Annotated in this window: 20 protein-coding genes; 10 read left to right on the forward strand and 10 right to left on the reverse strand. The window is 64.5% G+C overall.

What is annotated here, in order from left to right:
* Nucleotides 1-193: 193 nt before the first annotated feature.
* Together ACGLHT_RS14315 and ACGLHT_RS14320 are read left to right on the forward strand one after the other, a co-directional pair.
* The gene (locus ACGLHT_RS14315; RefSeq protein WP_025338767.1) at nucleotides 194-1,099 is read left to right on the forward strand and encodes a LysR family transcriptional regulator; all 906 of its coding nucleotides are present in this window, start codon (nucleotides 194-196) and stop codon (nucleotides 1,097-1,099) included.
* A gap of 99 nt (nucleotides 1,100-1,198) precedes the next feature.
* Nucleotides 1,199-1,795 carry a hypothetical protein gene (locus tag ACGLHT_RS14320; RefSeq protein ID WP_274079138.1) on the forward strand — a complete coding sequence of 199 codons (597 nt, stop codon included), beginning with the start codon at nucleotides 1,199-1,201 and terminating at the stop codon, nucleotides 1,793-1,795.
* 179 nt (nucleotides 1,796-1,974) lie between these two features.
* On the opposite strand, the gene ACGLHT_RS14325 is transcribed toward ACGLHT_RS14320, so the two are convergent.
* Nucleotides 1,975-2,853 (reverse strand): DMT family transporter, encoded by an 879-nt coding sequence (locus tag ACGLHT_RS14325; RefSeq protein ID WP_015270753.1) that lies wholly within the window; start codon nucleotides 2,851-2,853, stop codon nucleotides 1,975-1,977.
* A gap of 247 nt (nucleotides 2,854-3,100) precedes the next feature.
* Between ACGLHT_RS14325 and ACGLHT_RS14330 the strand changes: the two genes are divergently transcribed.
* Nucleotides 3,101-3,925, forward strand: coding sequence for an aldo/keto reductase (locus tag ACGLHT_RS14330; RefSeq protein WP_137163681.1), 825 nt, complete (start codon nucleotides 3,101-3,103; stop codon nucleotides 3,923-3,925).
* Between the two features lie 169 nt (nucleotides 3,926-4,094).
* On the opposite strand, the gene ACGLHT_RS14335 is transcribed toward ACGLHT_RS14330, so the two are convergent.
* The 5 genes from ACGLHT_RS14335 to ACGLHT_RS14355 all read right to left on the reverse strand — a co-directional run bounded on the left by ACGLHT_RS14335 (nucleotide 4,095) and on the right by ACGLHT_RS14355 (nucleotide 9,578).
* Complete coding sequence (locus ACGLHT_RS14335) at nucleotides 4,095-6,191, reverse strand: bifunctional diguanylate cyclase/phosphodiesterase (RefSeq protein WP_274120776.1); 2,097 nt, start codon at nucleotides 6,189-6,191, stop codon at nucleotides 4,095-4,097.
* A gap of 127 nt (nucleotides 6,192-6,318) precedes the next feature.
* Nucleotides 6,319-6,813 carry a GNAT family N-acetyltransferase gene (locus ACGLHT_RS14340; RefSeq protein ID WP_137163679.1) on the reverse strand — a complete coding sequence of 165 codons (495 nt, stop codon included), beginning with the start codon at nucleotides 6,811-6,813 and terminating at the stop codon, nucleotides 6,319-6,321.
* 223 nt (nucleotides 6,814-7,036) lie between these two features.
* A complete protein-coding gene (catA, locus tag ACGLHT_RS14345) occupies nucleotides 7,037-7,972 on the reverse strand; it encodes a catechol 1,2-dioxygenase (RefSeq protein ID WP_137163678.1) in 936 nt (311 codons plus the stop codon).
* A 43-nt stretch (nucleotides 7,973-8,015) separates the two neighbouring features.
* On the reverse strand, nucleotides 8,016-8,306 hold the full coding sequence (catC, locus tag ACGLHT_RS14350) for a muconolactone Delta-isomerase (protein ID WP_013973066.1): 291 nt from the start codon (nucleotides 8,304-8,306) through the stop codon (nucleotides 8,016-8,018).
* A 150-nt stretch (nucleotides 8,307-8,456) separates the two neighbouring features.
* Entirely contained in the window at nucleotides 8,457-9,578 is a 1,122-nt protein-coding gene (locus ACGLHT_RS14355) for a muconate cycloisomerase family protein (protein WP_075044940.1), read from the reverse strand.
* A gap of 135 nt (nucleotides 9,579-9,713) precedes the next feature.
* Between ACGLHT_RS14355 and catR the strand changes: the two genes are divergently transcribed.
* Nucleotides 9,714-10,586 (forward strand): HTH-type transcriptional regulator CatR, encoded by an 873-nt coding sequence (catR, locus tag ACGLHT_RS14360; protein ID WP_085615336.1) that lies wholly within the window; start codon nucleotides 9,714-9,716, stop codon nucleotides 10,584-10,586.
* Between the two features lie 208 nt (nucleotides 10,587-10,794).
* Nucleotides 10,795-12,129 carry a D-serine ammonia-lyase gene (dsdA, locus tag ACGLHT_RS14365; RefSeq protein WP_274120775.1) on the forward strand — a complete coding sequence of 445 codons (1,335 nt, stop codon included), beginning with the start codon at nucleotides 10,795-10,797 and terminating at the stop codon, nucleotides 12,127-12,129.
* A gap of 164 nt (nucleotides 12,130-12,293) precedes the next feature.
* Here the strand turns inward: dsdA and ACGLHT_RS14370 are convergent, their stop codons facing one another.
* The gene (locus tag ACGLHT_RS14370) at nucleotides 12,294-13,205 is read right to left on the reverse strand and encodes a LysR substrate-binding domain-containing protein (RefSeq protein WP_137163675.1); all 912 of its coding nucleotides are present in this window, start codon (nucleotides 13,203-13,205) and stop codon (nucleotides 12,294-12,296) included.
* Nucleotides 13,206-13,302: 97 nt separating this feature from the next.
* Between ACGLHT_RS14370 and ACGLHT_RS14375 the strand changes: the two genes are divergently transcribed.
* The 5 genes from ACGLHT_RS14375 (at nucleotide 13,303) to ACGLHT_RS14395 (ending at nucleotide 19,803) form a co-directional block, all read left to right on the forward strand.
* On the forward strand, nucleotides 13,303-14,394 hold the full coding sequence (locus tag ACGLHT_RS14375) for a tartrate dehydrogenase (RefSeq protein ID WP_025338756.1): 1,092 nt from the start codon (nucleotides 13,303-13,305) through the stop codon (nucleotides 14,392-14,394).
* A 194-nt stretch (nucleotides 14,395-14,588) separates the two neighbouring features.
* A complete protein-coding gene (locus ACGLHT_RS14380) occupies nucleotides 14,589-16,187 on the forward strand; it encodes a BCCT family transporter (protein WP_274120774.1) in 1,599 nt (532 codons plus the stop codon).
* A gap of 139 nt (nucleotides 16,188-16,326) precedes the next feature.
* Nucleotides 16,327-17,448: an aromatic ring-hydroxylating dioxygenase subunit alpha gene (locus ACGLHT_RS14385; RefSeq protein ID WP_274120773.1), complete on the forward strand. Its 1,122-nt coding sequence runs from the start codon at nucleotides 16,327-16,329 to the stop codon at nucleotides 17,446-17,448.
* 77 nt (nucleotides 17,449-17,525) lie between these two features.
* Nucleotides 17,526-18,497: a PDR/VanB family oxidoreductase gene (locus ACGLHT_RS14390; protein WP_137163674.1), complete on the forward strand. Its 972-nt coding sequence runs from the start codon at nucleotides 17,526-17,528 to the stop codon at nucleotides 18,495-18,497.
* Between the two features lie 226 nt (nucleotides 18,498-18,723).
* Nucleotides 18,724-19,803 carry a helix-turn-helix transcriptional regulator gene (locus ACGLHT_RS14395; RefSeq protein WP_085665118.1) on the forward strand — a complete coding sequence of 360 codons (1,080 nt, stop codon included), beginning with the start codon at nucleotides 18,724-18,726 and terminating at the stop codon, nucleotides 19,801-19,803.
* Between the two features lie 171 nt (nucleotides 19,804-19,974).
* Here ACGLHT_RS14395 and ACGLHT_RS14400 read toward each other — a convergent pair whose 3' ends face one another.
* The 3 genes from ACGLHT_RS14400 to ACGLHT_RS14410 are packed head-to-tail and all read right to left on the reverse strand — an operon-like array spanning nucleotide 19,975 to nucleotide 23,412.
* Nucleotides 19,975-20,808 carry a LuxR C-terminal-related transcriptional regulator gene (locus ACGLHT_RS14400; RefSeq protein ID WP_274120772.1) on the reverse strand — a complete coding sequence of 278 codons (834 nt, stop codon included), beginning with the start codon at nucleotides 20,806-20,808 and terminating at the stop codon, nucleotides 19,975-19,977.
* A gap of 53 nt (nucleotides 20,809-20,861) precedes the next feature.
* Nucleotides 20,862-22,274 (reverse strand): aminotransferase, encoded by a 1,413-nt coding sequence (locus ACGLHT_RS14405; RefSeq protein WP_274120771.1) that lies wholly within the window; start codon nucleotides 22,272-22,274, stop codon nucleotides 20,862-20,864.
* A gap of 34 nt (nucleotides 22,275-22,308) precedes the next feature.
* Nucleotides 22,309-23,412, reverse strand: coding sequence for a polyamine ABC transporter substrate-binding protein (locus ACGLHT_RS14410; RefSeq protein WP_137163671.1), 1,104 nt, complete (start codon nucleotides 23,410-23,412; stop codon nucleotides 22,309-22,311).
* Nucleotides 23,413-23,531: the final 119 nt, after the last annotated feature.

Raw genomic sequence — 23,531 nt, forward strand, 5'->3', positions numbered from 1 at the left:
CTGTCAGCCTTCCTGTGCCGGCCTCTTCGCGGGTAAACCCGCTCCCACAGGTACGGTACAGCCCTCAAGACCTGTGGTGATCCTGTGGGAGCGGGTTTACCCGCGAAGAAGCCGGCACATCCATACAAGGCAATTAGGCTGGCCACATGCTTCAATACACCGCCACCCCCTCTACTCCGGAACCCGCCCCCTCATGAACCGCAACGACCTGCGCCGCGTCGACATGAACCTGCTGGTACTGTTCGAAGCCCTGATGATCGAACGCAACCTGACCCGGGTCGGCGAAAAGCTGTTCATCACCCAGCCCACCGTCAGCGCCGCCCTCGCCCGCCTGCGCGAGCTGTTCGACGACCCGCTGCTGATCCGCAACGGCCGGGCCATGGAGCCCACGCCACGGGCCATGCAGATCTTCGCCGAGCTGGGGCCGGCCATGGATGTGATTTCCGCCGCCATCAGCCGCGCCCGCGAGTTCGACCCGGTCAACAGCTGCAACGTGTTCCGCCTGGGCCTGTCGGACGATGCCGAGTTCGGCCTGTTCCCGGCCCTGCTGCAGGCCCTGCGCGAAGAGGCCCCGAACATCAGCGTGGTGGTGCGCCGGGCCAACTTCCTGCTGATGCCGGGGCTGCTGGCCAGCGGCGAGATCTCGGTGGGCGTGAGCTACACCACGGACCTGCCGGCCACCGCCAAGCGCCGCAAGCTGCGCAACATTGGCGTGCGGGTGCTGCGCGCCGATGACCGCCCGGGCCCGCTGACCCTCGACGAATACTGCGCCCGCCCGCATGTGATGGTGTCGTTCTCCGGCGACATGAGCGGCAATATCGACCTCGACCTGGCGCGCATCGGCCGCTGCCGCAAGGTGGTGCTGGCGGTGCCGCAGTTCGGCAGCCTGCGCGCCCTGCTGCGCAACACCGAGCTGATCGCCACGGTGCCGGACTATGCCGCCTGCGCCCTGGCCGACGACGGCAGCCTGCGCGCCGACCCGGCGCCGTTCGACATCACCGAGGCCGAACTGTCGATGGTCTGGAGCGGCGCCCAGGACAATGACCCGGCCGAGCGCTGGCTGCGCGAGCGCATCCTGCAGTTCATGGCCACGCAGTGATGCATCGACCTCATCGATAGCCACCATGAATGCCATCAAGTTCCGCTGCGGCAAGCCCGGGCGGAAGATGGCGGCATTCACTGATTGATGAGGCCTCCCATGAAAACCGGCATGATCGCTGCCCTGCTCGCCTTGCTGGCCGCCCTTGGCGGTTGTGCCAGCCCGGCCGCTACCGACGCGCAGCCCTACGGGCACTTCTATTCGGCCACGGCCATTTCCAGTGTCGCCCTGGCCCCCGGCCAACGGGTGGCGGTGCTGCTGGGGCGAGACGCCGAAGCAACCCTCGAATACCTCGGCAGCCATCGTACCCAGGCAGCCGCACCGGCCCAGGGCCAGCGTGCCCCTGTTGCGACCCTTGGCAGCGAGAGCCAGGCGTATGACTGGCTGGCGCGGTCACTGGCGCAGCAGTTTGCCGAAGTGACCTTCTATGACGACCTGGACACGCTGCTGGGCGACCACCCGAATGTGATCGTGCTGCTGGACACCGAAAGCCGTTTGGCCAGCGCGGATATCGAAAGCCGGGTGGTTGCGCGCTTTTTCGATGACCAGCTGACCTATATCGGCCGCGCTGAAGGGCGGGCCAGCAAGCGCCTGGGCGATGTGGCGCGGGTGGCCGAGGATGAACGGGCGGTGCAGGCGGATGCCTTGCGCGACTTTGACGATTCGTTGCAGGCGTTGTTGAAGGGTCGCGTTTGAAGGCCCTTTCACTGGTATAGCGCAAATGCTCGGGCACAGCACCGGCCTGTAGGAGCAGCCTTGTGCTGCGAAGAGGCCAGTACTGCCACAGAATTTCTTTTGCCACACCGGCCCTTTCGCAGCACAAGGCTGCTCCTACAGGTCGGTGTGCTGTAGCTGTAATAACAGCGGTAAAGCTGCTACTTGCCCCGCTGCATCCACGCCGCCCCCAGCCCACTGAGGCAGATCACCGAGATGCCCACCAGGCTCAAGGTATCCGGCACCTGGCTATAGACAACCAACCCAAGCAACCCGGCAAACACGATCTGGCAATAACTGAACGGCGCCAGCAAGGCCGGTGCTGCATGGCGGAAGGCCTGGGTCAGCAGCAGGTGCGCAGTCATGCCAAAGCCACCCAGCGCCAGCATCAGCAGCGCATGGTCCCAACGCGGCATCTCCCAGAAGAACGGCACCAGCGCACTCATCGCCAGGGTGTTGCACAACCCCGCATAGAAGTTGCTGGTGGTCGGGCTGTCATGCGCGGCCAGGATGCGCGTCAGCAACTGATAGAAGCAGAAGCCCAGCGCCGAACCGAACGGATACAGGATGGCCGGGGTGAACATCGCCCCGCCCGGGTGCACCACCACCAACACACCGATGAAGCCCATCACCACCGCCACCCACTGCCCCACCGTCACCCGCTCCTTCAGCAACGGCGCCGACAGCGCGGTGACCAGCACCGGGGCCAGGAAGTTGACCGCCGTGGCCTCGGCCAGAGGCAGGTACTGCAGGCCGGTGGTGAACAGCAGGCTGGTACTCAACAGGCTCAGGGCACGTAACGTCTGCAACAGCGGACGGCGGGTGCGCAGCACGTTGAGGCCGGCCTTGGGCAGGAAGATGCCGGCCATCAGCAGCGTGTGCACCACATACCGCGCCCACACCACCATGATGATCGGGTACAGGCCGCCGAGGAACTTGGACAGGGCATCGTGACTGGCGAACAGGAACGTCGCCACCACCACCAGGGCGATGCCGCGCAGGGGTTGGTTGACTCCGGACAGCGGTGTGCTGGAACTCATGGCACTCTCGATGACGGCGCGGCTGGATGCGGCGCCCAGGGAAGGCCGCGCAGGCGTTGCCTGGCGGATGCAACAGCTCGGATTCTAGAAGAGATGCCAAAGAATAAGGAAGTTCTATTGCCGCCAGCCAAGGCCGACTGCAATTTCTGTTCGCTGATCGACCACTTTCCGCCCCGCGCGCATGGCCCGTGGCGTGCTGATCGCTGACCATCGAATGCGAACCCTGCCCACCCTACAAGGAATTTACATGCAAAGGCTCACCACCCGAAACGGCCTGGACCTGCCCGCGATCGGCCTGGGCACCTGGCCAATGACCGGCAGCGAGTGCACCCAGGCCGTGCGCCAGGCGCTTGAAGTGGGTTACCGGCACATCGACACCGCCACTGCCTATGACAACGAAGCCGCCGTCGGCCAGGCCCTGCGCGACAGCGATGTACCGCGCGAGCAGATTCACCTGACCACCAAGGTATGGTGGGATCGCCTGGCGCCCAAGGCCATGCGCCAGTCGCTGGAGGACAGCCTGCGCGCGCTGGGTACCGAGCAGGTCGATCTGTTCCACATCCACTGGCCCGGCCAGGACTGGGACCTGGCCCGCAGCATCGAAACCCTGGTGGCCCTGCGTGACGAGGGCAAGGCGCGCAGCATCGGCGTGGCCAACTTCCCGCTGGGGCTGCTGCGCCAGGTGGTGGAAACCCTGGGCGCACCATTGTCGGCGATCCAGGTGGAATACCACGTGCTGCTCGGCCAGCAACCGCTGCTGGACTACGCCCGCCGCCACGACCTGCTGCTCACCGCCTACACCCCGCTGGCCCGTGGGCAGGCGGCGGCGCAGCCGGTGATCCAGGCGATCGCCCGCAAGCATGGCGTACTGCCCAGCCAGGTGGCGCTGAAGTGGTTGCTGGACCAGGACGGCGTGGCGGTGATCCCCAAGGCCGGCAGCCGCGAGAACCAGCTGGCCAACCTGGCGGCGTTGAACGTGCAACTGGATGACGAGGACCGCGCGGCGATTGCCGGGTTGCCGAAGGACCAGCGAGTGGTGAGCCCGGCGTTTGCGCCGGACTGGAACAGCTGATTGCTGCTCAATATCTGAAAGCTGGCACGATCTCTGTGGGAGCGGCCTTGTGTCGCGAAAGGGCCGCAAAGCGGCCCCGGCAATTTTTGCGGCGAAGCTGAAAATGATGGGGGCGCTGCGCGCCCCAATCGCGACACAAGGCCGCTCCCACAATGGGCCGCGTAGGCCGTTATATTGGCGTCATGACCTGCTTCAACCGCTCGTTCGCCGGTGCCGGTCGCCCGTACAGGTAACCCTGGAAGTGCGAGCAACCCTCCGCCGCCAACCGGCGCATCTGCTCCTCCGACTCAACCCCCTCGGCCGTGGTCTTGATCATCAGGCTGTTGGACAGGTCGGTAATGGCGCGGATGATCGACATCGCCTCGCGGCTGTCGCACATGTCATGCACGAACGACTTGTCGATCTTGATCCGGTCGAACGGGAACGAACGCAGGTAGCCCAGCGAGGAATACCCGGTGCCGAAATCGTCCAGCGAAATGGACACGCCCAGGTCCTTCAGTGCACGCAAGGTGCGCACGTTCTCCTCGCTGTTGCCCAACAGCACCGACTCGGTGACCTCCAGCTCCAGCCGCTGCGGCGGCAGGCCTGAGTCGGCCAGCGCCAGGGCCACGGTGTGCACCAGGTTGGCATTCTTGAACTGCACCGCCGACAGGTTGACCGACACCGTCTGCTCGCTGTCCCAGCTGGCCGCCTCCTGGCAGGCCAGGTTCAGCGCCCGGTTGCCCAGTTCGTGGATCAGCCCGGTTTCCTCGGCGATGGGGATGAAGTCCATGGGCATGACCATGCCGCGGGTCGGGTGCTCCCAGCGCAGCAACGCCTCATAGCCGGTAACGCTGCTGGTCTGCTGGTCGACCACCGGCTGGTAGTGCAGCTGCAACTGGCCCAGGTGCAGCGCGGTGCGCAGGTCGGTTTCCACCAGGCGGCGCTGGCGGGCGGCGACGTCCAGTTCGACGTTGAAGCACTCGTAGCGGTTGCGGCCATTACGCTTGGCCTCGTACAGCGCCATGTCGGCGTAGCCCAGCAGTTGCTCGGCCTGGTCGCTGTCATCAGGCGCAATGGCAATGCCGATGCTCACCCCCACCGTGAACTGGTGCCCCTCGATCTGGAACGGTGGGCAGATCGCGTTGATCAGGCGCTGCGCAGTGTTGCATGCGGCCTCCCGGCCCTCCAGGCCGGTCAGCACCACGGCAAACTCGTCGCCGCCCAGGCGGGCCAGGGTGTCGTGTTCGCGCAGCTCGCGGCGCAGGCGCTTGCCCAGCGCGCGCAGCAGCTTGTCGCCAAAGGCGTGACCCAGCGAATCGTTGATGTTCTTGAAGTTGTCCAGGTCCAGGCACAGGGCGGCGGTCAGCTTGGCGTGCTCGCTGTCACGCACCAGCGCCTGGCGCAGGCGTTCGTTGAACAGGGTGCGGTTGGGCAGCCCGGTCAGCGCATCGTGGTGCGCCATGTGGTGGATCTGCGCGTGGGCGGCCAGCTCTTCTGTGGCGTCTTCGGCAACGAACAGCACGTAGTCGGCCTGGCCTTCACGGTTCTGGCTGAGCAAGGTGCGGCTGCGCAAGGTGCGTGGGCCGCAGGCCGTGTCGACCCGGGTTTCGGCGGCATGGCCCTTGGTGCTGCGGGCGCCACGGGCCAGTTGCTGTTCCAGGTAACCGGCAGCACCCGGTGCCAGGCATTCGCCGGGCAACTGCCCGGTCATGCTGCGCTGCGGCCCGCCGAACAGGCGTTCGGCCTGCTGGTTGGCCAGCAGGATGCGCTGGCTTTCCAGGTCCTGGACAATGACGCTGGCAGGGATGTTGGCAATCACCGAATCAAGGAACTGCGACAGCTTGATCATTTCCTGGCTGTACTGCTCGGCCAGTTCCTTGGCCTGCAGCAGTTCCTGCTCTTGCCGGTGGCGCTCGGAAATGTCGCGGGTGACCTTGGCGAAGCCCACCAGTTGCCCGGCATCGTCGTACACCGCGTCGATCACCACATGGGCATGGAAGGTCGTGCCGTCCTTGCGCAGGCGCGAACCGGTCTCTTCGAAGCGCCCGGTGCTGCGCGCCTGCTCAAGGTTGAGCGCGGGCAGCCCGGCGGCGCGCTCGGCATCGGTGTAGAACAACGAGTAGTGCTGGCCGACGATTTCCTCGGCAAGGTAGCCCTTGGCGCGCTGGGCGCCGGGGTTCCAGTTGGCGACGATACCTTCGGGGGTGAGCAGGTAGAAGGCATAGTCCACCACACTCTGGATCAACAGCCGGTACATGATGTCGGGGCTTGCGACTAGCGACATGAACTTTACCTGGGCCTTCGAAAGGCGTGAAAAGGATTGGTGGCATTATGCCTCTGATGACGATTTTGTGAAGTAGCTCACAAAAAGCCACGATCCCTTCAATTTGCGAACGAAGGCAGGCAACCCCTCAATGGCGGGCGCCCGTCACCAGGAAATTGAGCAAGCCCGGTTCGTCATCCAGGGCTATGGGCTGCGCCGGGCGCGACAGTTCGGCCAGCACGGCATTGCAGAAGGCCACGGCAGGCATGTCCTGGGCGTAACAGCGCATCAGCCAGTCGCCCTCGCCGCCCAGCAGTTGCAATGCCACCGCCCGGCCGATGCCCTGCCGGCGGTACTTTTTCAGGATGAACAGGTCGGCCAGTTCGAACGCATCGATGCCCGGCAGCTCGCTGCGTTCGACCAGCACGAAACCGGCGATGAAACCATCTGCCAGCACCAGGTACGCGCCCCAGCCATCGGCCTGCCAGTAACGTTGCAGGTGCTCGTCATGGATATAGAAGCGGCCGTCCACTTCGACGTCTTCCTGCTCCCAGTCCGAGGACTCGTAGACGTAGAACTGATAGAGGTTGCGAATCAGCGGGGCCTGGTCGGCAGTGGTTGCCAGCAGTTCGATGGGCAGCATGGTGCGGGGGCTCGGGTTAAAAAGGCGGATTCTAGATCAACAGCCCCTGGCAGCAAAAAGCCCAGGCCCTCCCCGCACGGAAAGGCCCAGGCCAAAACCAGTCATCGATTGCTAGGCGCCCCTGTGGGAGCGGGCATGCCCGCGAACACCGGCAAAGCCGGTGCCATACACCGCGGTGCCTGCTTCGCGGGCACGCCCGCTCCCACAGGGATCCCTTCAGGGCTCAACTGTTTTGCAACGCACGCGGGCGGTGGCTGCGCGCCTCGGCGTCCGGCGCCTTGGCCGCCTGCAGGTGGAAGTCGAACGCCAGCTCGGCAAAGCGTTCGCCCTCTACGCCGCGATCACGCGCCGCCGCAGCATCCTCGACAAAGCGCAGCTCGCCGACCAGCCCGTCACGGGTGGCGTAGGCAAAGTCATCCCACAGGTACTTGTCGCCGGCCAGGTTTATCTGCGTGGTCAGGTGGCGGTGCCCCGGCGCCGAGATGAAGAAGTGCACGTGCGCCGGGCGCTGGCCGTGACGGCCAAGCAGGTCCAGGCACTCCTGGGTTGGCCCTTGCGGGTCGCAGCCGTACCCCGACGGCACGATGGAGCGCGCGCGGTAACGCCCTTCGGCATCGGTGATGATGCGCCGGCGCAGGTTGTACTCGGACTGGGTGGAGTCGAAGTACGAATAGGTGCCCTGGGTGTTGGCGTGCCACAGGTCAACGGTGGCGCCGGCCAACGGCTTGCCTTCGGCATCGAACACCTGGCCCTGGAGGAACATCACCACGCCCGGGTCGCTGCCGTCGTCCATGCGCGCTTCGCCCTGCGCCAGCGGCGCCCCCGCCACATACAGTGGGCCTTCGATGGTGCGCGGGGTGCCGCCAGTCAGGCCGGCCTCGGCGTCCTTGGCATCCTGCAGCAGGTCGAGGAAATGTTCGATGCCCAGCCCCGCCGCCAGCAGGCCGGCTTCGTTACGACCACCCAGGCGGTTGAGGTAGTCGACGGCATGCCAGAACTCGTCTTCGGTGATTTCCAGGTCTTCGACCAGGCGTGCAGTGTCCTGCAGCACACGCAGCATGATCTGCTTGAAGCGTGGGTTGCCTTCGGCATGGCCCAGGCCGGCCACTTCGTTGAAGAACGCCTGAACATCGGCAGTGTGGGAAATTTTCACGGTCATCGTGCTTGCCTCATCTTGTTCTTGTCAGGTAGACAGGTGCGACTCAGCGGTCGTCGCTGTGAATCGACGAGGGGTGCCGGCACAGGCCGTCGACCTCGATGTCCATGTACGGGAACAGCGGCAGCTGCATCAGGGTGTCGTGCAGCGCCTCGACACTGGGCACGTCGAACACGCTGTAGTTGGCGTAGTGCCCGGCAATGCGCCATAAGTGGCGCCACGTGCCTTCGCGCTGCAGGCGCTGGGCCAGTTCCTTTTCGTCGGCCTTGAGCCGGGCGGCCTTGGCCGGGTCCATGTCGACCGGCAGTTTCACGGTCATCTTCACGTGGAACAGCATGCTGGTATCTCCTTTCTCTGATTTGGCGCGAACACTGTGGGAGCGGGCGAGCCCGCGAACACGGGCGAAGCCCGTGCCATCCACCGCGTCGCCTGCTTCGCGGCTAAAGCCGCTCCCACAGGGGTTGTGTGTTCTTTCAGCCAGCGTGACTCAGCGGCGGGCGAAGCGCGCCAGGCGCTGTTCGTCCAGGGTCAGGCCCAGGCCAGGGGTACGTGGAATGTGCAGCTGGAAGTCGCGGTACTGCGGCGGCTCGTTGACGATTTCTTCGGTCAGCAGCAGCGGCCCGAACAGCTCGGTGCCCCAGGTGAGCTGGCGCAGGGTCAGGAAGGCGTGAGCCGAAGCCAGGGTGCCGATCGAGCCTTCGAGCATGGTCCCGCCATACAGGGCGATGCCGGCAGCCTCGGCGATTTGCGCGGTGCGCAGCACGGCGCGCGGGCCACCGTTCTTGGCTATTTTCAAGGCGAAGATGCTGGCCGCGCCGTCGGCGGCCAGGCTGAAGGCGTCCTCGACGCTTTCGATCGACTCGTCGGCCATGATCGGCGCCGGGCTGCGCTGGTTCAGGCGCACCTGGCCGCTGCGGTTGATGCGCGAAATCGGTTGCTCGATCAAGTCGATGCCGTTGTCGCCAAGCACCTGGCAGGCACGGATGGCCTGGGATTCGTCCCAGTACTGGTTGACGTCGACCCGCACGCTGGCACTGTCGCCCAGCTCGCGCTTGATCGCCACCACGTGCCTGAGGTCCTGGGCCAACGGGTTGGCGCCGATCTTCAGCTTGAACACCCGATGCCGGCGAATCTCCAGCATGTGCAGGGCTTCGGCGATGTCGCGGGCGGTGTCGCCGCTGGCCAGGGTCCAGGCCACTTCCAGGCTGTCGCGCACGCGGCCACCCAGCAGTTCGCTGACCGGCAGGCCCAGGCGCTTGCCCTGGGCATCGAGCAAGGCGCTCTCGATACCCGACTTGGCAAAGGTGTTGCCCTTGGCCAGCTTGTCCAGCTTGAGCATGGCGGCGTTGATGTTGTCTGCCGGCAGGCCGATCAGCGCCGGCGCCAGGTGCGCATCGATGTTGGCCTTGATGCCCTCGGGGCTTTCGTAGCCATAGGCCAGGCCGCCGATGGTGGTGGCCTCGCCGATGCCTTCCACGCCATCACTGCAGCGAACACGCAATACCACCAGGGTCTGCTGCTGCATGGTGTGCATCGCCAGCTTGTGCGGGCGAATGGTCGGCAGGTCGACGATAATTGCCTCTATACGTTCAATCAGCGCGCTTGTCATTGTTGCCAGGTCCCGTTGTTTCGGGCTGCCAGCCGCAGGCCCGAGTGGTGCATTTACTTGCTTGTTCAAGGATTGCGCGAGACCCTGATAGCCGTCCAATATCGAATGAATCTCCCACCATACCCTGGAGGTCTGATGGAGCTGCGCCACCTGCGTTACTTCAAGGTCCTGGCCGAAACCCTGAACTTCACTCGCGCCGCCGAGCTGCTGCACATTGCCCAGCCACCGCTGAGCCGGCAGATCAGCCAACTCGAGGACCAGCTCGGTACCTTGCTGGTGGCGCGCGAGCGCCCGCTGCGGCTGACCGAGGCGGGCCGCTTCTTCTACGAGCAGAGCTGCACCGTGCTGCAGCAGCTGGAGAACATCAGCGACAACACCCGCCGCATCGGCCAGGGCCAGCGCCAGTGGCTGGGGATCGGCTTTGCCCCCTCGACCCTGTACAAGGTGCTGCCGGAGCTGATCCGCGAGCTGCGCCAGGACAGCGAGCTGGAGCTGGGCCTGAACGAGATGACCACGCTGCAGCAGGTGGAGGCGCTGAAAAGCGGGCGCATCGACATCGCCTTCGGGCGCATTCGCATCGATGACCCGGCCATTCACCAGCAAGTGCTGTGCGAGGACCCGCTGGTGGCTGTACTGCCCAAGGGCCACCCGCTGGCGAGCAGCCCGCTGACCCTTGCCCAGCTGGCTGGCGAGGCGTTCATCCTCTACCCGGCCAACCCGCGGCCCAGCTATGCCGACCATGTGCTGGCACTGTTCGCCCACCACGGCATGAGCATCCGCGTCAGCCAGTGGGCCAACGAACTGCAGACCGCCATCGGCCTGGTGGCCGTCGGCGTAGGCGTGACCCTGGTGCCGGCGTCGGTGCAGCAGCAGCACCGCACCGATATCGAATATGTAAGCCTGCTCGACAGCGGCGCCGTCAGCCCGATCATCCTCAGCCGGCGCAAGGGCGATGTGAGCCCGATCGTGCAGCGCTGCCTGGCATTGATTGCACAACAGGCCGAATGAGGGCGCTCCCTGACCTCACGCGGTCGGTTGTAGGAGCGGCCTTGTGTCGCGAAAGGGCTGCAAAGCAGCCCCAGGGTTTCAGCGCAGATGCACGAATTGCCGGGGCTGCTTTGCAGCCCTTCGCGACACAAGGCCGCTCCTACAAGGGCCTGCGCAGGCCAGAAGAATGCGCCCCCCGGGTCATCATCAACCAACAGGAAAAACCAGCATGATTCACGGCAAGACACTGCAAGCATGGTGCAGCTCCCACCCCCTGATCGAAGACCTGGTGGCCCTGCGCGAAACCCGTTGGTTCAACCCGCACATCGCTCCTGCCGCCCAGGCCCTGGCCGATGTCGGCCTCAGCGCCGCCGATGTCAGTGCCGCCAGTGCCCGGCTGGCACGCTTTGCCCCCTACCTGGCCAGCGTGTTCCCGGAAACCGCTGCCACCGGCGGCATCATCGAGTCACCACTGCGCCCGCTGCCCACCCTGCACGACACCTTGCTGCAGGCAGCGGGCCTGCCAGCCAGCGGCTCACTCTGGCTCAAGGCCGACAGCGAGCTGCCGATCTCCGGTTCGATCAAGGCCCGCGGTGGCATTCATGAAGTGCTCAAGCATGCCGAAGACCTCGCTCTGGAGGCCGGCCTGATCCGCCTCGACAGCGATTACCGGGAACTGGCCAGCGACCAGGCCCGGCAATTCTTCAGCCAGTACAAGGTTGCGGTCGGCTCGACCGGCAACCTCGGCCTGTCGATCGGCATCATGAGCGCCAGGCTGGGCTTTCAGGCGACCGTGCACATGTCGGCCGATGCCCGCCAATGGAAGAAGGACAAACTGCGCGCCCATGGCGTGAGCGTGGTCGAGTACGAAAGCGACTACAGCGTGGCGGTGGAGCAAGGGCGCCAGCAGGCGGCGGCGGACCCGAGCTGCTACTTCGTCGACGACGAGAACTCGCCACACCTGTTCCTCGGCTATGCCGTGGCGGCCGAGCGGCTGGCCGTCCAGTTCGAGGCCGCAGGCATCAAGGTAGATGCCGAGCACCCATTGTTCGTTTACCTGCCCTGCGGGGTCGGCGGCGGTCCGGGTGGCGTGGCGTTCGGCCTGAAGCTGATCTGGGGCGACCATGTGCACTGCATCTTCGCCGAGCCCACCCACTCGCCCTGCATGTTCCTGGGGGTGTATAGCGGTTTGCATGACGCCACCAGCGTGCAGGATTTCGGCATCGACAACCTGACCGCCGCCGACGGCCTGGCGGTGGGCCGACCTTCCGGCTTTGTCGGCAAGGCGATGCAGCGTTTGCTCGATGGTTATTACACGGTCAGCGACGAGGCGCTGTACCGGCTGTTGGTGCTGGCCCATGACCAGGAGAACGCGCGGCTGGAGCCTTCGGCGCTGGCGGGGATGCCGGGCATGGTCAAGGTGCTTGAATCGCCTGAATACCTGGCGCGCATGGGCCTGTCGGCTGGGCGCATGGAGCGGGCCACGCACCTGGTGTGGGGGACCGGTGGCAGCATGGTGCCGGAGGCAGAGTTTACGGCCTATCTGGCCAAAGGGAGGGGCTGAGGAATCGTCTCTGCTTTTGATGTCTGTAGGAGCGGCCTTGTGTCGCGATGGGGCGCGCAGCGGCCCCACATTTTCAGCTTCGCCGCTAATTTCGCCGGGGCTGCTTTGCAGCCCTTTCGCGACACAAGGCCGCTCCTACACAAAGCGGGTGTTGCAGGTAGGCTCTACCCCGGCAGGCTATAACGCTCGGCAAAGTACTGCCGGAAGAAGTCCACCGCCACCCGCACCTTGGCCGAGCTGGCCAGCGGCGTGGTGTATACCGCCCAGATATCCGCCGGCTGGTGATAGTCCTCCAGCACCTGCACCAGGCGCCCGTCCTGCAGGCTGTCGTGCACATCCCACCAGGAACGCAGCAATATCCCGCGCCCGTCCAGGCACCACTGGTGAGCCACTTCGCCATGGTTGCTCGACAAACTGCCGGTCACCCGCACCCCCTCCTCACCCTCCGGGCCCATCAGCTGCCACACGCCAAACGGGTGGTCGCGCTCCTTGATCACCAGGCAGTCATGGCTGGCCAGGTCGCCCAACACCTTGGGCGTGCCGCGCCGGGCCAGGTACGCCGGCGCGGCGCACAGCACCCGGCGGTTGCGCGCCAGCGGCTTGGCAATCAGGTTGGGGGCGATAGCGTTGCCCACGCGGATATCCAGGTCGACGCCTTCGGCGATCAGGTCCACCAGGCGGTCATGCACGTCCAGGCGAATGTCCAGCCGCGGGTAGCGTTCGGCCAGCTCCGACAAGGCCGGCGCCACGAAGCGCCGGCCCAGGCCCAGGCTGCTGGCGATGCGCAGTTGCCCGGCCGGCTCGCGGTGCTGGGCGCTGATGTCATCACCCATGCGCTGCACCGCATCGAAAATCTGCAGCGCCCACTGGTACACCCGCTCACCCTCCTCGCTCACCGTCACCCGCCGGGTGGTGCGGTGCAACAGGCGTACTTCCAGGGTTTGCTCGAGCATGCGAATGCGCTTGCTGATGTACGCCGCCGACATGCCCAGCTCATCGGCCACGGCCGCGAAGCTGGCGCGCCTGGCCACTTGCAGGAAGATGTTGAGGTCGTCGAGGCTGGGCAGATTATTCACGTAGCGTGTTCCAAGAATCCATGAATGGCTAGATTATCTCCGGATCAAGCCCTTATAGCATGGCCAGCACCTGTTCCCTAGACAACGAGTGCACCCCATGAGCAAGACTTTCAGAATCGCGGCAATCCCCGGCGATGGCATCGGCAACGAAGTACTGCCTGAAGGCATTCGCGTGGTCGAGGCCGCTGCGCGCAAGCACGGCCTGGACATCAGCTTCGAGTTCTTCGAATGGGCCAGCTGCGATTACTACCTGGCCCACGGCAAGATGATGCCGGACGACTGGTTCGAACAGCTCAAGGGTTTCGACGCCCTGTACTTCGGCGCAGTGGGCTGGCCTGACAAGGTACCGGACCACATCTCCCTGTGGGGTTCACTGCTCAAGTTCCGCCGCGACTTCGACCAGTACGTGAACATCCGCCCGGTGCGCCTGTTCCCCGGCGTACCTTGCCCACTGGCTGGCCGTGAGCCAGGTGACATCGACTTCGTGGTCATTCGCGAGAACACCGAGGGCGAGTACTCGTCGCTGGGCGGGCGCATGTTCGAAGGCACCGAGAACGAGTTCGTGCTGCAGGAGTCGGTGTTCACCCGCCGCGGCGTCGACCGTATCCTCAAGTACGCCTTCGATGTGGCCCAGACCCGCCAGCGCAAGCATGTCACCTCGGCCACCAAGTCCAACGGCATGGCCGTGAGCATGCCGTACTGGGACGAGCGCACGGCGGCGATGGCTGCCAATTATCCGGAAATCAGCTGGGACAAGCAGCACATCGATATCCTCTGCGCGCGCTTCGTGCTGCAACCGGACCGCTTCGACGTGGTGGTGGCCTCGAACCTGTTCGGCGACATCCTCTCCGACCTCGGCCCGGCCTGCGCCGGCACCATCGGCATCGCGCCATCGGCCAACCTCAACCCCGAGCGCAAGTTCCCGTCGCTGTTCGAACCGGTGCACGGTTCGGCGCCGGACATCTACGGCAAGAACATTGCCAACCCGATCGCGATGATCTGGTCCGGCGCGCTGATGCTCGACTTCCTCGGCAACGACGGCGCCGACCCGCGCTATCGCGCCGCCCACGACGACATCCTCAAGGCCATCGAGCAGGTCATCGCCGCCGGTGACGTGACCCGCGACATGGGCGGGCAGCAGTCCACCCAGCAAGTGGGCCAGGCCATCACCGCGCTGGTCGAGGCCTGATCCACCAGGGCCGATTGTCAGAAGTGTCTGACAATCGGCCCTTTGGCTCTTGCGAGCGGCGTGGATTGTATGCAAAATCTGTTAACCATTAGATATTCGTAAACCAAAGGTTAACGACCAAGGAAGGAGTGGTACTGCAACACCCCGGATGCCTGCCGGGTAAAACAAGTACGCCAACGTCCCAGGAGACGATGATGTCGCACAAGAATAAAAAGATTGATGTGTTCCTGATTACCGTGAGCCTGATTGCCGTGCTGCTCACCGTGATCGGCCTTGCAGCCTTCCCCGCCCAGGCGGAAAGCGCCGCCAACCAGTTGTTCGAACTGTCCACCCGCACCTTCGGTACCAGCGTGCAGGTGCTGGTGTTCGGCAGTACCCTGGCCGTGCTGTACCTGGCCTTCAGCAAGTACGGCAACATCCGCCTGGGCAGCGGCAAGCCTGAATACGCCACCGCTACCTGGGTGTTCATGTTCATCTGCGCCGGCATGGGCTCGTCGACCCTGTACTGGGGCGTGATGGAATGGGCCTACTACTACCAGACCCCAGGCCTGAACATCGCCGCGGCCAGCCCCAAGGCGCTCGAGTACAGCGTTGGCTACTCGTTCTTCCACTGGGGCATCAGCGCCTGGTCGATCTATGCCCTGGCCTCGCTGGCCATGGCCTACCACTTCCATGTGCGCAAGAAGAGCGGCCTGAACCTGGCCTCGATCGTCGAAGCGGTGACCGGCTTCAAGGCTACCGGGCCGGTAGGCCGTAGCGTCGACCTGATCTTCCTGCTGACCATGATGGGCGCGCTGACCGTGTCGCTGGCCCTCACCGCCTCCACCCTCACCCGCGGCCTGCACGACCTGGCCGGCACCCCGGACACCTTCACCGTGCAGTTGCTGGTGATCGGTGGCGTGGCAGTGATGTTCTCGCTCAGTTCCTACATCGGCATCGATGGCGGCCTGCAGCGCCTGAGCAAGATGGTGTGCATCGGCGCGCTGGTGTTTGCCGCGGTGATCCTGCTGGTCGGCCCGACCCAGTTCACCATCAACAACACCGCCAACTCGATTGGCCTGATGATCCAGAACTACGTGCACATGAGCCTGTTCACCGACCCGGCCGGCGACGGTGCCTTCACCCGCAACTGGACGGTGTTCTACTGGCTGTGGTGGGTGTCGTACGCACCAGGCGTGGCCATGTTCGTGACCCGCGTTTCGCGCGGCCGGCAGATCAAGGAAGTGGTGCTGGCCCTGCTGCTGGGTGGCAGCTTCGGTTGCTGGTTCTTCTTCGGCGCGCTGGAAAGCTACAGCATGCACCAGTTCATCACCGGTGCGGTGGATGTACCGAAGATGCTCGCCGAACAAGGCGGCGAATCGGCCGTGACCCACCTGCTGCTGGCGTTGCCATGGGGCCAGGTGTTCCTCGGTGTGTACCTGTTCATCATGGCCATCTTCTGTGCCTCGCACATGGATGCCGCAGCCTATGCGGTAGCCGCCACCAGCACCCGCAACCTGCGTGAAGGCGACGACCCGACACCGACCCACCGCCTGTTCTGGTGCGTGGTACTGACCCTGGTGCCACTGGCCATGCTGTTCGCCAAGGCCTCGCTGTCGACCATGAAGACCGCCGTGGTGCTGACCGCCATCCCGTTCATGGTGATCCTGCTGGTGAAGATCTACGGCTTCTTCAAGTGGATGATCGCCGACTACGGCCAGGTATCGGCCCACCTGATCGACGAAGAAGCGGCCCGCATGGCTGGCGAAGAGCCAACCGAGCATGCCCCGCGCAGCGCCGCTGCGGTGCACTGACCGATGCTGTAGAAGCGAGCTTGCTCGCGATGGGGCTGCCAGGCAGCCCCAGGATAGCTGCAAATTTTTTTGCCTGATCTGTTAACCAACAGATACGCGTTAACCAATAAATACAAACCGAGCTTGTGAGAAACCTGTCATGAACGACTTCAAACGCCTGCCCGCCGATTTCTGCGCGAACGCCGACGAGGCCTTCACCATCCCCGCCAATTTCTACACCCAGGCCGCGGTGTTCGAGCACGAGAAGGAAGCGATCTTCGCTCGCAGCTGGATCTGCGTGGGCCACCGTAGTGAAGTGGCAGAGAACAACGCTTACATCACCCGCGAAGTGATTGGCGAAAGCATCATCGTCGTACGTGGCCGTGACAGCGTGCTGCGCGCGTTCTACAACGTCTGCCCGCACCGCGGCCACCAGCTGCTCAGCGGCAGCGGCAAGGCCAAGAACGTCATCACCTGCCCGTACCACGCCTGGACCTTCAAGCTCGACGGCGAACTGGCCCACGCCCGCAACTGCGACAACGTGGTCAACTTCGACAAGGAAAACTCCACCCTGGTGCAGCTGCGCGTAGAGGAATACGCCGGCTTCATCTTCATCAACATGGACATGGACGCAGGCTCGGTAGAAGACCAGTTGCCAGGCATGCAGGCACGCATGCGTGAAGCCTGCGCGGTGATCGACGACCTGCACCTGGCCGCGCGCTTCGTCAGCGACACCCCGGCCAACTGGAAGTCGATCGTCGACAACTACCTGGAGTGCTACCACTGCGCCCCTGCCCACCCGGGCTTCTCCGACTCGGTGGACGTTGGCCAGTACAGCCACAGCCTGCACGGCAACTGGACCCTGCAATACGGCCTGGCCAAGCCTTCGGAGCAGTCGTTCAAGTTCGACGAGAATGTGAAAGACCCATCGTTCGCCGGTTTCTGGGCCTGGCCTTGCACCATGTTCAACGTGCCGCCAGGAGCCAACTTCATGACCGTGATCTACGAGTTCCCGGTCGATGCCGAAACCACCCTGCAGCACTACGACATCTACTTCCTCAACAAGGACATCAGCGAGGAGCAGCAGAAGCTGATCGACTGGTACCGCGAAGTGTTCCGCCCGGAAGACCTGCGCCTGGTCGAAAGCGTGCAGAGGGGCCTGAAGTCCCGTGGCTACCGTGGTCAGGGCCGGATCATGGCCGACCGCGAGCGCAGCGGCATGAGCGAACACGGCATTGCCCACTTCCACAACCTGATCGCCGTGGCCCACCTCGACGATTGATGGCAACCGCTCCACGTTTTTTGCACGTAAAGGTGCGCGGCAGGGCCTGCCGCGCACCCAGGCAGTCGAGGTGAACCATGGCCAACACATATGAAATGTTCAGCGTGCACGTTACCGCAGTGGAACAAGCCACGCCGCTGATCAAGCGCTTTACCCTGGCCCGCGAAGACGGCGCGGCGATGCCCGCCTTCACCGGTGGCAGCCACGTCATCGTGCAGATGCACGGCACCGACGGCAGCCAGTTCAGCAACGCCTACTCGTTGATGAGCGACCCGCGCGACACCCGCAGCTACCAGATTGGCGTGCGCCTGGAGGAGCAGTCCAAGGGCGGCTCGGCGTTCATGCACCAGCAGGTGGAGGTGGGCACCCGCCTGACCATTTCCTCGCCCAACAACCTGTTCGCGCTGGACCCGACCGCCGGCCGCCATGTGCTGATTGCCGGCGGCATCGGCATTACCCCGTTCCTGGCGCAACTGCATGAACTGGAAGGCGCCAGTGCCGACTACGAACTGCACTATGCCTTCCGCGCGCCGGAGCACGGGGCATTCCAGGACCAGCTGGCCAACGGCCCGCATGCCGCCAACACCCGTTTCTACATCGACAGCCTCGACCGCAAGCTCGACCTGGCCGCCCTGTGCGCGGGGCTGGACGAGCAGGCGCACCTGTACGTGTGCGGCCCCAAACCACTGATCGACGCGGTCATCGCCTGCGCCGCCGAGGCCGGCATTGCCGAGCACCGCGTGCATTGGGAACAGTTTGCCGCCACTCCGGTCACCGGCAGTGCCTTTACCGTGGTGCTGGCGCAGTCGGGTGTGGAGTTGCAGGTGGAAGAAGGCATGACCATCCTGCAGGCCATCGAGAAGTCCAAAGCCGCCAAGGTCGAGTGCCTGTGCCGCGAAGGCGTGTGCGGCACCTGCGAGACGGCCATCCTCGAGGGTGAAGCCGAGCATTACGACCAGTACCTGAGCGACGAAGAAAAGGCTGCCCAGCAGAGCATCATGCTGTGCGTCTCGCGTGCTCGTACTGCCCGCTTGGTACTCGACTTGTAATTACCCGCAGTTGACGCGCCCTCTGTAGGAGCGGCCTTGTGTCGCGATGGGGCGCGCAGCGGCCCCAGGATCTCTGCCATGGCACAGATCGCCGGGGCCGCTGCGCGCCCCATCGCGACACAAGGCCGCTCCTACAGGGATTCGCAACTCTCTCAGTACCGTCAACCAAAAGTTGACAGCTTGGGTATACTGGCAGGCTCTTGGCCCAGATCAGGACACCCTGCCGATGTTGGAAAACAGCTTCGCCTTCCGCCTCAAGGAACTGCTCGAACATCACAAGCTGACCCTGCAAGCCGTGGGCACGGCCTTGGGCATTTCGCGCACCGCGGTGCACAAGTGGACCCGTGGCGGCGAGATCGACTACGACAACCTGCGCAAGCTGGCCGACTTTCTCAAGGTCAACTGGATCTGGCTGCGCTATGGCGACGAGGCGCTGCAGAACATCCAGCAACCACAGGTGGTCGAGCTGCCGATGACCGACCTGCGCCGGCGCCTGACTGCCGAGATCATGGAAAGCGAAACGCGCATGAAGCTGGCCCAGGAAGGCGCACGCATCGTCACCTGGGAATGGAACCTGATCAGCGACGAAGTCACCTACTCGCCCAATGTCGAACAGGTGTATGGCTGGCCGGTGCACCACAACGAAGACTTCTGGAAACACCTGCCGGGCGAAGACGTGCAGCACATGCAGGCGATGTATGCCGAGGCAGTGGCCAAGGGCAGCGGCTGCGAGTGCGACTTCCGCATCACCCGCCCCGACGGTGAAGTACGCTGGATCTCCTCCCGCGCCACAGTGGTACGCGACAGCGCCGGGCGATCGGTGAAGATGGTCGGCATCAGCATGGACAACACCGAGCGCCAGATGGCCCAGCAGGCCTTGAGCCAAAGCGAGGAACGCTTCCGCACGATCTTCGAGCTGGCCTGGGGCGCCCTCGCCTACATCGACCCCGACGGCACCTGGCAACGGGTCAATAACAGCCTGTGCGAGCTGCTGGGCTACCGTGCCGAGGAGCTGTACGGCATGACCTTCCAGCAGATCACCCACGCCGATGACCTGGCGCAGAACCTGCAATTGCTGCAGCGCATGCTGGCCGGCGAAACCGAGCGTTACGAGGTGGAAAAACGCGTACGCCACAAGAACGGCGAGTACATCTGGGTACGCGCCCGCACCTCGCTGCAACGCCGCGACAACGGCGAGCCGGAGCACCTGATCAGCGTGTTCGAAGACATCAGCGCCGAGCGCCAGGAGCATGAACGGCTGCAGGCGCATATTGCCGCACTCGAGGCCCGCCTGGCTGCTTCGTGACAAGGCTTACCCGAAAACCCAAGTCTGTCGCGATCCGTGTGGGAGCGGGTTCACCCGCGAACACGGGCGAAGCCCGTGCCATCCACCGCGGTGCCTGCTTCGCGGGTGAACCCGCTCCCACAGGGACCGCGCCAGCTTTCAGATTTGAGTAAGGCAGTTGCTCCTTTGCTGCTAGGCCGGCAGGTGATCGCCGCGCAGCCAGTCGATAAACCGCGCAAACAACTCCGACTGCGAGTTGATCTCCAGCTTCAGGTACAGATTCTTGCGGTGCATGCGCACGGTTTCCGGCGAGATGCCCAGCTCCAGCGCGGTGGACTTCACCGAATGCCCACGCAGAATCATGTGCGCCACCTCCCGCTCACGGTCGGTCAGCACCTGGCAGCCGAAACTGTCGAACGCCGCCTGCAGGCTGCCACGCTCCACCGATGCGGGGCCGGGCTCCAGTTGGTGCCGGGCGTAGCGCCCCAGCAGCTCGCGTACCATCGGTTCCAGCGCACGCAGCAGGTCGATCTGCCCTGTACTCAGCCGCGTGCCGCTGCAGCCCTGGAACAGGCTCAGCGACAACTTGCGGCCAGCGCTGAGGTCGACGATGTAGTAGCTGTCTTCACTGCAGCCGGTCCCCAGGTAATAGGCCTTGTAGTAGTCGCTGTCGAAGAAGTTGTCCGGGGCGATTTCCTGCAGGTGGTAAAAGCCCTCGGCCAGGCCGCTCTGCACGGCCAGGCAGAACGGGTCGAGCAGGTAGCCGGCAGTGAAGTAGCGCTCCAGCACGGCGGCGCGGTGCAGGTCGGGGATGCCTTGCTGGTACAGCAGTTGCGGTGCCCGCCCCTGGCACTCGAGGCTGATCATCATCGACTCCACCTGCACCAGCTGACCGATGGCGGCCGCCACATGCGCCAGCGCCTCGGGCGTTTCGCTGTGGGCCAGTGCGCGCTGCAGCGCCGCATGCCATTGCTGCAGCGCGCCCAGTGAAAGGGTAAGCGGGGTGTCGGGAGAGGCCTGGGTCATGCCCGGCAGTCTAGCCTGCCAGGCACGCCCGCGCACAGCCCTTTGCGCCAGGTTCATCGGCCCTGGTACAGGCCAAGCGCCGTGAGTTCGCGCGCGGTTTCGATGATGCACTGGCGCAGGGTTTCGACGATCTCGTCCACCTGCGCATGGGTGACGATCAACGGCGGCGACATCACGTTCAGGTGCATGATCGGCCGCACCAGCAGGCCTTTGGCCTGGGCCTTGCTGTGGATGCGTTCGCCGATGTTCACCTCGTCGGCGAATAGCGCCTTGCTGGCCTTGTCGGCAACGAACTCGACACAGGCCATCAGCTTCATGCAGCGCACATCCCCCACCAGCGGCAGCTCGCGCAGGCTTTGCAGGCGCTGTTCCAGGTAGCTGCCAACGTCCTTGACGTGCGCCAGCAAATGCTCGCGCTCGATGATCTCGATGTTCTTCAGCGCCGCGGTGCAGCACACCGGGTGGCCGCTGTAGGTGAAGCCGTGGGTGAAGCAGCGGCCCTTGCCCGGCTCGGCGATCACCTGCCAGATGCGCTCGGAGAAGATGCACGCCCCCAGCGGCAGGTAGGCCGAGGTCAGGCCCTTGGCGGTAGTGATGATGTCGGGGGTTACACCGAACAGTTCCTCGCTGGCGAAGAAGGTGCCCAGGCGCCCGAACGAGGTCACCACTTCGTCGGCGACGAACAGGATGTCGTAGGTCTGGCACAGCTGCCACATGCGCTGGAAGTAGCCCTTGGGCGGAATGATCACCCCGCCCGAGCCCATGATCGGCTCGGCGAAGAACGCCGCCACGTTGTCGGCCCCCAGCGAGAGGATCTTGTCCTCGAACTCGGCCACCAGGAAGTCGAGGAACTCGGCCTCGTCCATGTCGTGCGGGGCGCGGTACGGGTTGGGGTTGGACACGTGGTGGATCAGGTCGTGGTGATAATCGAACTCCGCCACCCGGTCAGCGGCCTTGTTGCCGATCGACATGGTCAGCGTGGTGGAGCCGTGGTAGGCGTTGTAGCGGGCGATGATGTGCTTCTTGTGCGGCTTGCCACGGCAGTTCTGGTAGTACTGGATCAGCCGGTAGGCAGTGTCGACCGCGGTCGAGCCGCCGGTGGTGAGGAACACATGGTTCAGGTCACCCGGCGCCAGCTGCGCAAGCTTCTGGCACAGCTCGATGGCCACATCGTTGGCCATGTCGGAGAACGGGTTGGAATAGGCCAGCTGGCGTACCTGGTCGGCGATGGCCAGGGCCATTTCCTCGCGTCCCAGGCCAATGTTGGTGCACCACATGCCGCCGACGGCATCGAGGAAGCGGTTGCCGTGGGTATCGCGGATGTAGGCGCCCTCGCCGGCAACGATGTTCAGCGCGCCTTGCTCGCGGTGCTCGTCGAACACGTGGTAGCCGTGCATGTAGTGGGCCTTGTCGGCTTCCACCAGCGGGTCGTGGGCAATGGCGAATGCTTTGCTTGGGGTGGCCATGGGCAGCTCCTTGGCAGTGATCGTTGGGCAGTGTTCAGAAACCGGTCTTGACCGTGCTCCAGACCCGGGTGATGGCGCGCATGTCCTTCGGGCTCTGGGTTTTCTGCGCGAACAGGCGCTCGCGGGTTTGCGCGTCGGGGTAGATGGCCGGGTCCTGGCGGATCTCGTCGCGCACCAGCGCGGTGGCGGCGGCATTGCTGTTGGCGTAGTGGATGTAGTCGGTGACCTTGGCCATGGTCTGCGGCTGCAGCAGGAACTCGATGAAGCGGTGAGCATTGGCCGCGTGCGGCGCATCCTTGGGGATGTACAGGTTGTCGAACCAGATCAGCGAGCCTTCCTGGGGGATGAAGAACGACAGCTTGATGTCCTTCTTCGCTTCCACCGCGCGGGCCTGGGCGGTGGCGTAGTCGCCGGACCAGGTCAGGGCCAGGCAGACATCGCCGTTGGGCAGGCTGGTGAGGTAATTGACCGAGTCGAACTTGCGAATGTATGGGCGAATGCCCAGCAGCAGTTGTTCGGCCGCCTTGAGGTCGGCCGGCGATGCGCTGCGTGGGTCCTTGCCCAGGTACTGCAGGGCCAGCGGGATGACTTCGGTCGGCGCGTCCATCAGGGTGACGCCACAATCGGCGAAGCGCGAGACGATCCTGGGGTCGAACAGCATGGCCAGCGAGCCGATGGGGGCATCGGGCATGCGCGCGGTGATCTTGTCGACGTTGTAGGTTACCCCCGAGCTGCCCCAGGTGTAGGGCGCCGAGTATTTCAGGCCGGGGTCGTAGCCTTGCAGGTTGTTCACCACCTGCGGGTCGAGGTTGTGCCAGCTGGGCAGTTGCTGCTTGTCCAGTGCCTGGAACACCCCGGCGCTGATCAGCGGGGGGACCAGGGAAGCGTTGAGCATGACCAGGTCGTAGCCGGAGCGGCCGGTGAGCAGTTTTGTCTGTACCGTTTCGTAGCCGTCGAAGGTGTCGTAGATGACCTTGATGCCGGTGGCCTTCTCGAAGTCGGCCAGGGTGGTTTCGCCGATGTAGTCGGTCCAGTTGTACAACCGCAACGTGTTACCGCTGTCCACCTCTGCCGCCTGGGCCAGGCTGGCGCCAGACGCCAGCAGCAGACCGCCAATCACCTTCAGTACCTTGCGCATGGCAACTCCATCGTGTGAGTGCTCGGGATCGAGCCGATGGGGGCACTATCGAGGGATTTGCCGAAGGGGGACATACCCCGAATGTGTGGGTGGTCGTTTTTTGGCAGAATGTCGTATGC

The organism is Pseudomonas sp. PsB (assembly GCF_043658375.1).
In the GTDB taxonomy this organism is placed as follows: Bacteria; Pseudomonadota; Gammaproteobacteria; order Pseudomonadales; family Pseudomonadaceae; genus Aquipseudomonas; species Aquipseudomonas putida_Z.

Bases quoted from the DNA above. Each gene is read 5' to 3' on its own strand.
- ACGLHT_RS14315 (WP_025338767.1), top strand. From the start codon at position 194: ATGAACCGCAACGACCTGCGCCGCGTCGACATGAACCTGCTGGTACTG.
- ACGLHT_RS14320 (WP_274079138.1), top strand. From the start codon at position 1,199: ATGAAAACCGGCATGATCGCTGCCCTGCTCGCCTTGCTGGCCGCCCTT.
- ACGLHT_RS14325 (WP_015270753.1), bottom strand. From the start codon at position 2,853: ATGAGTTCCAGCACACCGCTGTCCGGAGTCAACCAACCCCTGCGCGGC.
- ACGLHT_RS14330 (WP_137163681.1), top strand. From the start codon at position 3,101: ATGCAAAGGCTCACCACCCGAAACGGCCTGGACCTGCCCGCGATCGGC.
- ACGLHT_RS14335 (WP_274120776.1), bottom strand. From the start codon at position 6,191: ATGTCGCTAGTCGCAAGCCCCGACATCATGTACCGGCTGTTGATCCAG.
- ACGLHT_RS14340 (WP_137163679.1), bottom strand. From the start codon at position 6,813: ATGCTGCCCATCGAACTGCTGGCAACCACTGCCGACCAGGCCCCGCTG.
- catA (WP_137163678.1), bottom strand. From the start codon at position 7,972: ATGACCGTGAAAATTTCCCACACTGCCGATGTTCAGGCGTTCTTCAAC.
- catC (WP_013973066.1), bottom strand. From the start codon at position 8,306: ATGCTGTTCCACGTGAAGATGACCGTGAAACTGCCGGTCGACATGGAC.
- ACGLHT_RS14355 (WP_075044940.1), bottom strand. From the start codon at position 9,578: ATGACAAGCGCGCTGATTGAACGTATAGAGGCAATTATCGTCGACCTG.
- catR (WP_085615336.1), top strand. From the start codon at position 9,714: ATGGAGCTGCGCCACCTGCGTTACTTCAAGGTCCTGGCCGAAACCCTG.
- dsdA (WP_274120775.1), top strand. From the start codon at position 10,795: ATGATTCACGGCAAGACACTGCAAGCATGGTGCAGCTCCCACCCCCTG.
- ACGLHT_RS14375 (WP_025338756.1), top strand. From the start codon at position 13,303: ATGAGCAAGACTTTCAGAATCGCGGCAATCCCCGGCGATGGCATCGGC.
- ACGLHT_RS14380 (WP_274120774.1), top strand. From the start codon at position 14,589: ATGTCGCACAAGAATAAAAAGATTGATGTGTTCCTGATTACCGTGAGC.
- ACGLHT_RS14385 (WP_274120773.1), top strand. From the start codon at position 16,327: ATGAACGACTTCAAACGCCTGCCCGCCGATTTCTGCGCGAACGCCGAC.
- ACGLHT_RS14390 (WP_137163674.1), top strand. From the start codon at position 17,526: ATGGCCAACACATATGAAATGTTCAGCGTGCACGTTACCGCAGTGGAA.
- ACGLHT_RS14395 (WP_085665118.1), top strand. From the start codon at position 18,724: ATGTTGGAAAACAGCTTCGCCTTCCGCCTCAAGGAACTGCTCGAACAT.
- ACGLHT_RS14400 (WP_274120772.1), bottom strand. From the start codon at position 20,808: ATGACCCAGGCCTCTCCCGACACCCCGCTTACCCTTTCACTGGGCGCG.
- ACGLHT_RS14405 (WP_274120771.1), bottom strand. From the start codon at position 22,274: ATGGCCACCCCAAGCAAAGCATTCGCCATTGCCCACGACCCGCTGGTG.
- ACGLHT_RS14410 (WP_137163671.1), bottom strand. From the start codon at position 23,412: ATGCGCAAGGTACTGAAGGTGATTGGCGGTCTGCTGCTGGCGTCTGGC.